The organism is Acinetobacter sp. A1 (genome assembly GCF_012371315.1).
GTDB lineage: Bacteria > Pseudomonadota > Gammaproteobacteria > Pseudomonadales > Moraxellaceae > Acinetobacter.
Genome location: NZ_JAAZQY010000049.1, coordinates 1 through 13,221, shown reverse-complemented (window position 1 = coordinate 13,221; position 13,221 = coordinate 1). Strand labels below are relative to the sequence as shown.

Below are 13,221 nucleotides of genomic sequence, written 5' to 3'. Positions count from 1 at the left end.
GTCCGCGAGTAGTGAAAATTAAAGCACAAAAATATCCAAGAAAATGCCAGTCAATTTCTTAACTGACTGGCATTACTCGCAATAACCGTGTTTACACAAAGTCACTGCAAGACCTTTTGAGTGTTGTTAAGCGTTCAGTTACTTAAATTCCATTTTTTATTTGCATGAGCAAATCGAAGTTGCGTAGGCGTTTTTGCGTATCATAAATGTCACAAGTGAAAATGAACTCATCTACATCATACTTTGCCAATAAGTTTTCCAGTCCAGCTTTTACTGTTGCTACAGAGCCAATTTGCGCCATGCCATAAAAACTATCGACTGACATTTTTTCAGCAGGTGACCACAAACCATCCATGCTGTTTATAGGAGCTTTGAGTTTCAAACTCTGCCCACGAATTAAGCCCAATACCCGTTGATAGGAACTTGTGGCGAGATATTGTGCTTCTGCATCGCTGTCTGCAACTACAGTTGGTACACCCATAGACACATACGGGCGGTCTAAATATTCTGAGGGTTCAAAGTTGTCACGGTATAACTGAATTGCTTGACCAAGCATGCGTGGGGCAAAGTGTGAGGCAAATGAATAGGGCAATCCTAATTTTGCAGCCAGTTGTGCGCTAAATAAGCTTGAACCAAGTAACCAGACAGGAACGTGCGTGCCTTGACCAGGGGTGGCCACAATACGTTGTTGTGGTTCAGCATCTTTAAAATAATGAAGAATTTCGAGCACATCTTGTGGGAACTGGTCTTCAGTTTCCTGACGGCCACGACGCAGGGCACGCATAGTAACTTGATCTGTACCTGGTGCACGTCCCAAACCTAATTCAATACGATTTGGATATAAAGTTGCTAAAGTACCGAACTGTTCTGCCACAACTAAAGGCGCATGGTTAGGTAACATAATACCGCCTGAACCCAGTTTCAGGTGTCTGGTATTTGCTAATAAATAGCCTAAAAGTACTGCGGTTGCAGAGCTGGCAATGCCATCCATATTATGATGTTCAGCCAACCATAAACGGTCATAACCAAGTTGTTCTGCATGTTGTGCCAATTCGAGTGCGTGATGCAGTGAAAATTGAACTGATTGATCATCACGGACAGGTGCAAGTTCAAGAATGGCAAATTTTGTGTCTTGCAGGGAACGCATCATTTATTCCAGCTTGATAAAGAGAGTTTTATCATACGATGCATTGAGTGGATTGTATATCGATAATTTTCGATATAAGGGTGTTCAGTGCGCTAGATTTAGCGGATGTGTGTTTAAGCAGTGATTTAATATAGTGAGATTATTGTCTGTATAAGAAAAAGCACCCGAAGGTGCTTTTGCAATATTAAAGAGATTGTAGAGAGCGTGGCGGAGATGAATTAACAATTAACGACGTTTTCCATTTTTGTAATGACCTAAATGCAAGCCATTGTCTTTACTGTAACGGTTATTGTAACGCACATCATTATAACGATAGCCACGGCTGTCATAGCGTCGGTCGTAACGGTCATCATAGCGTTTGTTGTCATAGCGATCATCTCGACGGTCTTCGCTCACTTTTTTACCCAGTACAGCACCACCTGCAGAACCGAGTCCAGCGCCAACATAGCCACCCGTATTGCCTGCCATGTTGCGACCGACACTATAACCACCCGCACCACCTAGCGCTGCACCAATCATGGCACCGTTACGGTCACGTTTACTGGCAGAAGCCGCCGCACCACCTGCGCCACCAATTGCAGAGCCAATCATTGCACCTGTTTGTCCACCCATGTGCTGACCAATGGCTGCACCGACTGCACCACCAAGCGCAGAACTTGCAGCAACACGTGTGTCATTTGCATGTGCAGTTCCCATGATTAAGGCAGAACTCGCGATGACACCACTTAATAAAAAATAATTCAGTTTCATGAGGATGCTCCGTATCAATAACTTATGCGCTTGGGTATTTATATATGTAATTAATGTATAAAAGCTTGTAGAAAGAATCGTGAAGGCCAGATAGAACATGTTGTAAAGTTTGATAAATACACTGTAATTACCCCACATTATTTCTACATATTTCATCGCTTTTTGGTATTTATGATATTTCTAAACAGGATCAAAAAAGCACCGAGCTAATGTCGATGCTTTTAGGTGAATCATTAAGACTGATTCAGACGTATAAATTAACGTCGGTTACGTTTTTTCTTCCATTTACGTTCTTGGTAGCGGTCGTATTCTTTATCTTTTGAGATTTTATTCCCCAAAGCTGCACCACCGGCAGCACCGAGTGCCGAACCAATATATCCACCATTGGTTCCACCCATATTTTTACCTACGGTATAACCAGCGCCACCACCTAAAGCACCACCAATAGCAGATTCGGTACGATGACGTTTATTGCTCGCAACCGCAGCACCACCTGCACCACCGAGTGCAGCACCAATAGTTGCACCTGTTGTGCCGCCCATATTTTTACCAATAGCTGTACCTGCCACGCTGCCTAAAGCACTTGCAGCAGCTACACGTGTGGTATTGTCTGCGTAAACATTAGCACTAAGCATTGAACCTGCGGCTAAAGCTGCACTAAATAACATTGCATTAAGTTTCATGATTGCACTCCATGTCCATTTTCAGGACTTATTTTATGATCAATTTTGATGGGCTAAATCTATCAAAGAGTCTCTGTCAAAATGTGGAGAGTGCGCACGAGATTGGTGTGCTTTGGTGTGGCCTTTGTATAAGTTTGATTAAAATTGCTAAAAAAATGCGCAATCCTTGTATGAAGATTCAACAGTTTTACTGCAATGATGATTCTGGGTCGTCTTGTTTACAATGTGCTCGATAACTTAGGTGAGCTTTAATACCGTGCCACTGTGCTGTAATAATGATGTCATTTAGTGCTTAGAATCGGTAAACTATGCGCAATTTTTTATTTCGCTGTGCTGCGTGATGTATGCGACAGCCTTTGTATTGAGATTTTTTAAACAATGAAAGAATCGTTACGTTTACGATTAGACCAGCTCTCAGACCGACACGAAGAGCTCACGGCATTATTGGCCGATGTTGAAGTGATTTCCGATAATAAGCGTTTTCGTCAACTGTCACGCGAGCACAGTGATTTAGATGAAATTACCGCCGTATGGACACAATACAAACAAGCAGAAGCCGATATAGAAACTGCTGAAGCCATGTTGACTGATCCTGACTTTAAGGAAATGGCGCAAGAAGAAATTAAAGAGAATAAAGCACTGATTCAGCAACTTGAGTCAGATTTAAATATTTTAATGATTCCGAAAGACCCGAACGATGCTAACTCTGCTTATTTAGAGATTCGTGCAGGAACGGGTGGTGATGAAGCTGCAATTTTCTCAGGTGATTTATTCCGCATGTATAGCAAATATGCAGAAAGCCAAGGCTGGCGGATTGAAATTCTTTCTGAAAATGAAGGCGAACACGGTGGCTATAAAGAAGTCATTTGCTTGGTCAATGGCGATGGTGTTTATGGTCGTTTGAAGTTTGAAAGTGGTGCACACCGTGTACAACGTGTGCCTGCAACAGAATCACAAGGGCGTGTGCATACGTCTGCATGTACCGTGGCAATTCTGCCAGAGGTAGATGTTGATACCACGGTAGACATTAACCCTGCAGATTTGCGTATTGATACATACCGTGCTTCAGGCGCGGGTGGTCAGCACGTTAACAAAACTGATTCTGCGGTACGTATTACCCACATTCCAACAGGAACGGTGGTGGAATGTCAGGAAGAGCGTTCGCAACATAAGAATAAGGCCAAGGCCATGGCATTGTTGGCATCTCGTTTGGAAAATGCCAAACGTGCTGCGGCAGATGCGGCAACCTCAGAAATGCGTCGTGACTTGGTCGGTTCGGGAGATCGTTCTGAACGTATCCGTACCTATAACTATCCGCAAGGGCGTATGACAGACCACCGCATTAACCTGACTTTATATAAGTTAGATGCGGTTATGGAAGGTGATTTAACCGAGTTGCTAGACAGTCTGCATCGTGAATATCAGGCAGATCAGTTGGCTATGCTTGCCCAGCAAAACGGTGGCTAATGAATATTGCACAAGCCTTGGCACTACGTGGTGAAGCCGATAGCTACGAGCGTCAGGAAAATATCTGGTTGCTTGAGCATTTTTTAGGGCTGAGTGCACTTGAATTAAAGTATCGTGCAAGTCAGGAATTAACATCAGCAGAAGAGCAGGCCTATACGCAGGCCTTAGCGCGTATTGCTGCAGGCGAACCTTTGGCTTATATCACGGGTTCTCAGCCATTTTGGACTTTAGATTTAAAAGTTACGCCTGATACTTTGGTGCCACGTCCTGATACCGAGGTTTTGGTTGAAACCGTACTCTCTTTGTCATTACAAAGTAATGCTATGGTAGTGGATTTAGGTACGGGCACAGGCGCTATTGCGTTGGCTTTAGCTTCTGAGCGTCCAAATTGGCAAATCACCGCAACAGATATTTACCCGCCAACGCTTGCAGTTGCGAAAGAAAATGCTATAAAGCATGGTTTGAATGAGGTGCAATTTGCATGTGGTGCATGGTTTGACGCACTGGGCTTAGAAGCTGAACCAAGGTTGGATCTAATTGTATCTAATCCACCGTATATAGATGCCCATGATGAGCACATGCCTGCATTAGCAGCAGAACCAGAACGTGCTTTGGTTGCGGCAGATCAGGGCTTGGCAGATATTGTGCAGATTATCTCGCAAGGCAAATATTGGTTAAAACAGCAAGGCTGGATGGCCCTTGAGCATGGCTATGACCAAGCTTTAGCAGTGCAGGAAATTTTTGCAGAGCACGGTTTTTCTGAAATACGCACAGTCAAAGATTATGCAGGCAATGATCGGGTGACTTTGGCGCGTTTGATGTAATGCTTTGGGTCTATACGCTTAATTTAACTTAACTTACCAAGATGTGGCTGAATCGCAGGTGGCAGTTCTTCGCCAAGTGAACTCAGCATTTCACGCTCAATCAAACGCACCATAGAATTCAATGGCAAATCATTGTCTTGTAGCCCAAAAGGTTCTTCAAGTTGCTCACTTAGAGCATCCAGACCTAAAAACAGATAAGCAATTAATCCGACTAAAATTGGTGTCCAAATACCTAAACTGGCTTTTAGGCTAAACGGTAAAATAAAGCAGAAGCAGTACACAGTACGGTGTAGCAAGACCGAATAAGAAAAAGGCAAAGGCGTACTTAAAATACGATCACAACCCGCCTGTACATTGCCCAATTCTACAATGTGCTGATTCAGCCCTTGGTAAATAATGTCTGATATTTCTCTAGTTTTTAGGGCAATCACTAAATCTTTTTGAATACTTTCTAAAATATATTGTGAAGCATTGATATGTTGAAATAACGCCTGATAATCGTTTGTGGTCAACTGCACTTTGTTTTCATAAAATTCAATCGGTTGGTTTTGACTACGTAAACGGTCACGTAATAAATTGCTAAAGAGCATTACCCGATACATCAAGACTTGTCGATGATGTTCAGACAGAACATGCGAGTCACGAGAAATATGCCGTGATGTGGCAATTAAAGTTCCCCATAGTTTGCGTCCTTCCCACCAGCGTTCATAACAGGCTGTATTTCTAAAACTTAAGAAAATAGACAAGATAATTCCGAAAATGGTAAAGCCAATTGCGGGAACGCTCGGTGCTTGAAAAAAGTGCTGCGAGGATAAATAAACCAAGACCGTAGAAAGAAATACCACAATTGCAAGCGCAGGTAAGACGGTGGGTAAAATTGTACCGTACCATGCAAAAAGTAGAGTAAAACTATTGTTTTTATTGCGAATAATCATCTTAAAGCAATCCTGTAAGCTGTTGCTAGTGTTCCATAGACAAATAGCGCTTGGCAAGTCGCTTTAGGTATTGCAGTGATGGTTTTTCCTGTGAATCAAAGCTATGAGAATATCTACTCATGCACTGCTGCTTTATAGATTGTAAAAGTGCAGTGTAGTTAGGCAGTCAGTCAACGACGAAAACAAAAAAAGTGATGCCTGATTTCAGATATCACTTTCGGATTTACTGATGCAATGTGTAAACTTAAATTTTAGTTAACACTTTAAGCTTAAGTCTTTGCCACATTTACATAGGATAGTCTTGTAAGCAATCCGACACTTCGACTTGGGTCAAACTATCAGTTTCTAAAGCCAAACACAGTGCGACAATTTTTGCAGTATCGCTTAAGTGTTCTTCTTTCAGTGCTAAACCTGCCTGTAAAGCGTGTAAATCTTCTTGGCAAATATCTAACGCAGCAGCAGCTTGCATTGCATCTTCACGTTTAAAGAATGCAGAAATTGCTGTGCGTAATTGCTCTTCTGAGGTATTCAGAATACTTTGATTCAGTAATTCATCTAATTGGTCAGAAGCTTGGTTGAGAGAGTGAGTGAAATTTTGAACTACATTTTGTTCAAGTACATCGACCATCTTAAGCATGGGGGACCTCCAGAGATGTTGGTACATTTAAATATTACAGGGGGAGTATTACAGCCAAATTGCATAAAATTTATGCTTTAAATTGATTGAAAAGTAAACTAAATACTGGGCTTTGGCAATGCCGTGCCGATGAACGATCAGTTCAATTGGGTGTTGTAATATAAGTGCTTGTATCTTTAGTTGAAAATTAAATAATAGGCTTAATGCAATATAATTACTTGATAAGTCACTTAATAAAGTGCTTGCTTATGTGTTTTCAGTATATTGCCGATATGCACCTGGGTTTAAACCTGTCCACTTTTTAAAAGCACGATGAAACGCACTTGGATCGTGAAAATTTAGCTGGTCGCTAATTTCTTGTAAGGATTGCTGAGTTTTGCTGAGTAGTTCGATTGCAGTATCACGACGGACTTCATTTTTTAATTGTTGATAACTGGTGCCTTCTTGTTTTAAACGCCGCTGAAAAGTTGCTTCAGACATATTGAAATGTTGTGTAAGTTCACTTAACTCAAGCCATTGGCTTGGAGGAAGTTTGACCAATTGTTTACGGATTTGATGACTTAGTGCATGCGGGTTTTTATAACGTACTAAAAGGTTATAAGGCGTTTGCTTTAAAAAACGTTTCCAGCTTTTTTCATCTTGCTTAATTTTTAGTGCGAGATGTTGTGCTTCAAAATAAATTTTATTGTCTGTACAGGTGTATTCAATTTGATCACAAAAACGGATGCGGTAGTCAGTATCATCCACAGGGGCATTGCATTTAAGTTGCATGTTTAAAATAGCAATACGTTGCCCAGTCAGCCAACACATCAGGCTGTGAATGAGCATTAAATAGGTGGCATAACTAAACATCGGTTTCACTTGATCTTTATCATGAATGATCAAGATGGCGTAATCATTTTCAATACGTAACTCACCGACAAAATCGTCCAGTACTAAATTTAAAAAAACGAGCATATCTTGCAAAGCGAGTTGTAAGTGATCGGCTTGATACACCCATTTAGATAAAAGCTGATAGCTGCCACGACGTAAAGCATGGCTGTCCATACCAAAAAACTCATCATTCATTGCATCTGCAAGTGCAATCCATAATTGACCAAATTGTAGAATGGAAACACGTGCTTTGTTGGAGTCCAGCAATTCCTGTGGAATACCCGCAGTTTCTAATATGGCGGCGGTGTCTACAGTATGTTGTTGTGCAGCAGCCAAAGCTTCGTGTACCAAAGCAATTGAAATTGTATCTTTACTGTAGGTGAGTGGAGCGGCTTTCATGTGGCAGTCAAGGTATCCATTTACAAGTTGGCTGTCCAAAGACATCATGGAGGATGCAGGGTTTGGAAATTGTACTCTAGCCAGAGTGTGATTAATCTGCATCTTAAGTTGTAGAACTGTAGAAATTTATAAGGAAAATAATATGAAAATTCAAGGAAAAGTCTGTGTGGTCACGGGTGGTGCATCTGGTCTGGGTGCAGCTACGGCACAATACTTGGTCTCGCAGGGTGCTCGCGTGATTATGGTCGATATGAATCAGGAGCTTGGGCAGCAGCTACAACAGCAATTGGGTAGCCAGTCTGAGTTTTTGGCTGTAGATGTAACCGATGAAAACCAAGTACAGCAGCTTTTTAGCCATATTGAGCAAAAATATGGTCAGTTAAATGGCTTGGTGAATTGTGCGGGAATTGCACCTTCTGCCAAAGTTTTAGGGCGTGATGGTTTGCATGATTTGGCGATGTTCCAGAAAGTTTTGAATATCAATGTCACGGGCAGTTTTAATATGATTCGTTTCGCTGCACAGTTGATGGCGAAATATGACTTGCAAGCAAACGAAGAAGAGCGCGGTGTAATTGTGAATACAGCATCAGTTGCTGCATTTGATGGGCAAATTGGCCAAAGTGCTTATTCTGCTTCTAAGGGCGCAATTGTAGGAATGACGCTACCTTTAGCACGTGAATTCGCACGTGAAGCCATTCGGGTGATGACTATTGCCCCAGGCATTATGGAAACACCAATGCTCAAAGCTTTTCCGCAGCATGTGCAAGATGCTTTGGGGCAAATGGTGCCATTTCCACCACGTTTGGCAAAACCGGAAGAGTTTGCACAGTTAGTCGGTCACATTTTTGAAAATGGCTATTTGAATGGCGAAGTAATTCGTTTAGATGGTGCGATTCGTATGCAGCCGAAATAAGCTGCATCATAAAATAGCCTAAGTAAGCACAAGCAAAGCAACCGAAAAATCATCGCAATATAGAACAAGGATGTTGCGTACATTCCCTGACTGAACAACATAAATAGAGACAGAGAGCCAATATGATTTTAAGCCATGAACAAAAAATGATTCAGGATATGCTGCGGAGTTATGCCCAGGAAAAGCTGAAACCTACTGCAGCCGCACGTGATAAAACTGCCGAATTTCCAGCACAGGAATTAAAGGAACTCGGTGCGTTGGGTGCATTGGGTATGACTGTTTCAGAAGAATGGGGCGGCGCAGGTTTGGATTATGTGTCGTTGGTTTTAGCCTTGGAAGAAATTGCCGCAGGCGATGGTGCGATTTCAACGATTGTTAGTGTACAGAACTCATTACCTTGTGGGATCACTCAACGCTACGGCACGGAAGCACAAAAACAGAAATATCTAAGCAAATTGGCTACAGGTGAATGGTTGGGCTGTTTTTGTTTAACCGAGCCGCAAGTCGGTTCAGATGCCAGCGCCATTGAATGTAAAGCAGAAAAGGATGGTGATAGTTGGGTTTTAAATGGTACCAAACAATTTATTACCACAGGTAAATATGCCGATGTCGCTTTGGTTTTCGCTGTTACAGACAAAACTGCAGGTAAAAAAGGTATTTCCTGCTTTTTAGTGCCGACGAATACCCCTGGATATATTGTGGCGCGTTTAGAAGACAAAATGGGGCAGCATTGTTCAGATACTGCCACAATTGTTTTGGATAACTGCCGTATTCCTGCCGAAAACTTGCTAGGGCAAGAAGGTGAAGGTTACAAGATTGCATTGTCAAATTTGGAGTCAGGCCGCATTGGTATTGCAGCACAATCGGTTGGCATGGCGCGTGCAGCTTTAGAGGCTGCAGTGGATTATGCCAATGAACGTAAAGCCTTTGGTGTTGAAATTGTGCAACATCAAGCGGTGGCATTTCGTCTAGCCGATATGGCGACTCAAATCGAAGCTGCACGACAACTTATTTTACATGCTGCAAGCCTGAAAGATGCAGGTTTACCATGCTTGAAAGAAGCCTCTATGGCTAAACTCTTTGCTTCGACCATGGCTGAGCGTGTCTGTTCAGATGCGATTCAAATTCATGGTGGCTATGGCTATGTCTCTGATTTTCCAGTTGAACGTATTTATCGTGATGTACGTGTCAGTCAAATTTACGAAGGGGCATCAGACATTCAGCGTTTAGTCATTGCACGTGAAGTGACCAAGCGCTAATGCACTGACAAATATTCGCTGTATCTCATTTTATTGAATGTTCAAATCTAGCATGCAGGTTGAGGTGAGTGGAAATTGAGCTATCACCTGAATCATGTTTAGCTAAAGCAAGATAATCAACGGAATCCGTTGATTAGTATTTAAGAATTTGGCATGCAGTAGCCACGACATGCCATAAATTTTAATACAGACCTAATTCACTCTAGATTTAAATTTTTTAAAACGGTTAAAACAACAAAATACATTGCTGCAAAAGAATTGCAGATGAATCAGTACAAGACGGAGCTTCACATAATGAAAACTTTGCAAGATGCATATCAGGCTTTTGACCTAGAACGGCTCATTCAAACAGAATTGGTGGGTACACCTACGGCTATAAATGCTTATGAAGAATGTTGCGGGCGCTATATAGGTGCTCAGCGCACTGCTTTAATCTGGGAAGGCAAACATGGTGAATCTGTAACATGGACATTTGATCAGCTCGCAGAAGCATCAGGTAAACTGGCCAACTATTTTGTCAAAATTGGTCTAAAAGCAGGCGATTGTATTGCGGGTTTACTGCCGCGTACTGCAGAGCTACTCATTACAATTTTAGCCACTTGGCGCATTGGTGCGGTGTATCAACCCTTGTTTACCGCATTTGAGTCTAAGGCCATTGAGCATCGGATTCTGACAGCCAAAACACAGTTAATTGTAACCAACAGCGAACAGCGTCCTAAATTAGATTTACTGAATGATGTAGGTATTTTAACCGTTGATGCGAATGCCACAGCCAATAATACTGATGCTGATTTTTGGCAAGTCTTAAATGCACAAAATAGCCATTTTGAAACAGTATATCGTAGTTTTGATGATGACTTTTTAATGATGTTTACTTCGGGCACGACTGGTTTAGCCAAGTCGGTGCCTGTGCCTTTAAAAGCAATTTTGGCCTTTAAGGGGTATATGCAGTTTGCGGTAGATTTACGTGTAGAGGATTCATTCTGGAATTTGGCAGATCCAGGTTGGGCCTATGGTTTGTACTATGGCATTACTGGGCCACTAAGTTTGGGGCACAGTATTATTATGGATGAGCGCCCATTTAGTGTCGATCATGCATTAGAGATTATCCGTAAATATCGGGTAAGCAACTTAACAGGTTCACCAACGGCATTTAGAATGTTCTTTGGTTTTAAAGAAAAATTTGATGCAGAAATAAAAAATCATTTGCGTGTGGTCAGCAGCGCAGGTGAACCACTCACACCCGAAGTGATTCATTGGTTTAATCATGAATTAAACGTCAATATTTATGACCAATATGGGCAAACTGAACTGGGCATGGTAATCGCGAATCATCACGCATTGGAACATCATAAAAAAATTGGTTCTGCAGGATACGCTATTCCAGGGCATCGTTTTGCAGTCTTGAATGCTGAGCATCAGGAAGTAGCATGCGGTGAAATTGGTACTTTGGCCTTAGATGAATCGCAATCGCCGTTAATGTGGTTTAAAGGCTACGAAGGACATGATCGTAAATCATTTGTCGGACAGTATTATCTCACGGGTGATACTGTGCGTTTAAATGAATTTGGCGGCATTGATTTTATAGGTCGTGCAGACGATGTCATTACAACATCGGGTTATCGGGTAGGGCCTTTTGATGTAGAAAGTACTTTACTTGAATGTGAAGAAGTACTTGAATCTGCAGTGATTGGTAAGCCAGACCTAGAACGTACAGAAATCGTAAAAGCATTTGTGGTGCTAAAAAATCAATATCAAGCCAGTAGTGCCTTGCAGGAAAAGTTACAGCAATATGTTCGTTCACGTTTATCGAAACATGCCTATCCTAAAGAAATAGAATTTGTAAATGGTTTGCCTAAAACATCGAGTGGGAAAATTCAGCGTAATTTACTGAAACAACAGGAAATTGCCAAACAAACGGCTTTGAAAAAAGTAAGTTAAATTGGGTATATAGTTTTAAAGTACTCTTAAATCAAAAACGCCAATCATTTAGATTGGCGTTTTGTTGTTATATGCACTTAAATGGTTATTGCAAGCGTCGTGTATCTTGAACAAAGCTGCGTGAGCTTAGGTAAACAAACACTGCTGTAAAGAATAATGCCACAGGAATTACAAACAACGCATTGTGTAGACCAACAGCTTTAAAGTGTTCTGTCATTACCGCACTGCCTGAAGCTAGCATTGCTGCTTGTGAAAAATGATCTGACAATGCCCCAACCACGATTGGGCCAAACGCACCGCCTAAAATATACATGCAGGCAAAATACACAGCCATTGCAGTCGCACGTAAATTGGGCTCGACTACATCCTGAATGGCAGGGTAAACCGTAGTGTAGTAGTTATAAGAAGCCAACCAGCCCAAACTGAGCAGAATAACCACAGCTGTTAGAGAATCGTTACCCAAATACAGTGCGATACCAATAAATATTGCAGAAATAAACAAGCAAATCGCACCAAAAACCAAACGGCCACGGGCAAAGCGTTGATGAATCTTATCTGCAATGACACCGCCTAGCGTTAGACCAATTAAACCTGTAATCCCAACAATACAGCCTGTGATAACAGCAGATTGTGTCAAACTCAAGCCAAAATAGCGTTGAAACAGTGGTACAAAGAAGGAGTTACCTGCATACACGGCAAAGTTCACGCTTAAGCCTGACAGAATAATCCAACGTAGGGTTTTAATTTTTAAAAGCGTGCGAATCGGGTTTTGAACAGTCTTTGCCGTGTAGTTTTCACCTTCGCTTGCACCACGTGGTGGTTCTTTCATTTTAAAGAAGAACACCCCAGCCAATAATTTTTTTACGTGAACCTTTGTCGGCCAAGCGTCCAAAAGGCAAACCTGCAATTGCATATACCAAAGTGAATGATGCAGCTACAAAGCCCAGTTGTAAGTCGCTTAAATTAAATTCAAAGCGTAACGGCTCAATAATAGTGGCAGGAATGGTACGGTCAAAAAAGTTCAGCATATTAGCTAAAAATAGCAACAGCAGAATTTTCCACTTGTTGTAGGTCACTGCATCGGCAGGGTTAGGCGACACGGCTTTGACCGTGTCGATAAAACTTTCCTTAGTCATGTCATCACATCCTTTTGATGTTGTTTTACTGATGTTGGTTGTATCGCAGCACAGGCTTGAGCGACGAAATTTGTCTTGGATTATGTTGTGTCGTTGTTATGCGTATGCACACAGTCATGTTTATTATTTTGGGTGAAAATGAATAATATAATTTATTGTTTTCACAGTTATATTTTCTATCTATAACTAAAAATATAGACAAATATTTGCATAAGTGCTCATTTTGTCTATGTCGATTCAGTAGTGGCAAGGTGGGT

13 protein-coding genes are annotated in these 13,221 nt (G+C 41.6%); 5 read left to right on the top strand and 8 right to left on the bottom strand.

Annotated features, from left to right (window positions below; genetic code table 11):
- Positions 1–142: 142 nt before the first annotated feature.
- From HHA41_RS12295 to HHA41_RS12285, 3 genes are all read right to left on the bottom strand, one after another.
- On the bottom strand, positions 143–1,147 hold the full coding sequence (locus HHA41_RS12295) for an LLM class flavin-dependent oxidoreductase (RefSeq protein WP_168461911.1): 1,005 nt from the start codon (positions 1,145–1,147) through the stop codon (positions 143–145).
- A 225-nt stretch (positions 1,148–1,372) separates the two neighbouring features.
- Positions 1,373–1,897 (bottom strand): hypothetical protein, encoded by a 525-nt coding sequence (locus HHA41_RS12290; RefSeq protein ID WP_168461909.1) that lies wholly within the window; start codon positions 1,895–1,897, stop codon positions 1,373–1,375.
- A 257-nt stretch (positions 1,898–2,154) separates the two neighbouring features.
- Positions 2,155–2,580, bottom strand: a complete 426-nt coding sequence (locus HHA41_RS12285; RefSeq protein ID WP_168417463.1) for a glycine zipper domain-containing protein — start codon at positions 2,578–2,580, stop codon at positions 2,155–2,157.
- Positions 2,581–2,958: 378 nt separating this feature from the next.
- Here HHA41_RS12285 and prfA point away from each other — a divergent pair, with 378 nt between their 5' ends.
- Together prfA and prmC are read left to right on the top strand one after the other, a co-directional pair.
- On the top strand, positions 2,959–4,047 hold the full coding sequence (gene prfA, locus HHA41_RS12280) for a peptide chain release factor 1 (protein WP_168461907.1): 1,089 nt from the start codon (positions 2,959–2,961) through the stop codon (positions 4,045–4,047).
- The gene (gene prmC, locus HHA41_RS12275; protein WP_168461905.1) at positions 4,047–4,871 is read left to right on the top strand and encodes a peptide chain release factor N(5)-glutamine methyltransferase; all 825 of its coding nucleotides are present in this window, start codon (positions 4,047–4,049) and stop codon (positions 4,869–4,871) included. The genes prfA and prmC overlap by 1 nt, the downstream gene beginning before the upstream one ends.
- Before the next feature lie 23 nt (positions 4,872–4,894).
- Here the strand turns inward: prmC and HHA41_RS12270 are convergent, their stop codons facing one another.
- From HHA41_RS12270 to HHA41_RS12260, 3 genes are all read right to left on the bottom strand, one after another.
- The gene (locus tag HHA41_RS12270) at positions 4,895–5,806 is read right to left on the bottom strand and encodes a bestrophin family protein (protein ID WP_168461903.1); all 912 of its coding nucleotides are present in this window, start codon (positions 5,804–5,806) and stop codon (positions 4,895–4,897) included.
- Between the two features lie 286 nt (positions 5,807–6,092).
- On the bottom strand, positions 6,093–6,443 hold the full coding sequence (locus tag HHA41_RS12265) for a hypothetical protein (RefSeq protein ID WP_168417459.1): 351 nt from the start codon (positions 6,441–6,443) through the stop codon (positions 6,093–6,095).
- A gap of 246 nt (positions 6,444–6,689) precedes the next feature.
- Positions 6,690–7,715, bottom strand: coding sequence for an AraC family transcriptional regulator (locus HHA41_RS12260; RefSeq protein WP_194558998.1), 1,026 nt, complete (start codon positions 7,713–7,715; stop codon positions 6,690–6,692).
- A 142-nt stretch (positions 7,716–7,857) separates the two neighbouring features.
- Between HHA41_RS12260 and HHA41_RS12255 the strand changes: the two genes are divergently transcribed.
- The 3 genes from HHA41_RS12255 to HHA41_RS12245 all read left to right on the top strand — a co-directional run bounded on the left by HHA41_RS12255 (position 7,858) and on the right by HHA41_RS12245 (position 11,828).
- Positions 7,858–8,628, top strand: coding sequence for a 3-hydroxyacyl-CoA dehydrogenase (locus tag HHA41_RS12255; RefSeq protein ID WP_168417457.1), 771 nt, complete (start codon positions 7,858–7,860; stop codon positions 8,626–8,628).
- A 122-nt stretch (positions 8,629–8,750) separates the two neighbouring features.
- Positions 8,751–9,887 carry an acyl-CoA dehydrogenase family protein gene (locus tag HHA41_RS12250; protein ID WP_168417456.1) on the top strand — a complete coding sequence of 379 codons (1,137 nt, stop codon included), beginning with the start codon at positions 8,751–8,753 and terminating at the stop codon, positions 9,885–9,887.
- 294 nt (positions 9,888–10,181) lie between these two features.
- On the top strand, positions 10,182–11,828 hold the full coding sequence (locus tag HHA41_RS12245; RefSeq protein ID WP_168461899.1) for an AMP-binding protein: 1,647 nt from the start codon (positions 10,182–10,184) through the stop codon (positions 11,826–11,828).
- A gap of 85 nt (positions 11,829–11,913) precedes the next feature.
- Here the strand turns inward: HHA41_RS12245 and HHA41_RS12240 are convergent, their stop codons facing one another.
- Complete coding sequence (locus HHA41_RS12240) at positions 11,914–12,657, bottom strand: MFS transporter (RefSeq protein WP_228284188.1); 744 nt, start codon at positions 12,655–12,657, stop codon at positions 11,914–11,916.
- A 1-nt stretch (position 12,658) separates the two neighbouring features.
- On the bottom strand, positions 12,659–12,964 hold the full coding sequence (locus HHA41_RS13150; RefSeq protein WP_228284189.1) for an MFS transporter: 306 nt from the start codon (positions 12,962–12,964) through the stop codon (positions 12,659–12,661).
- Positions 12,965–13,221: the final 257 nt, after the last annotated feature.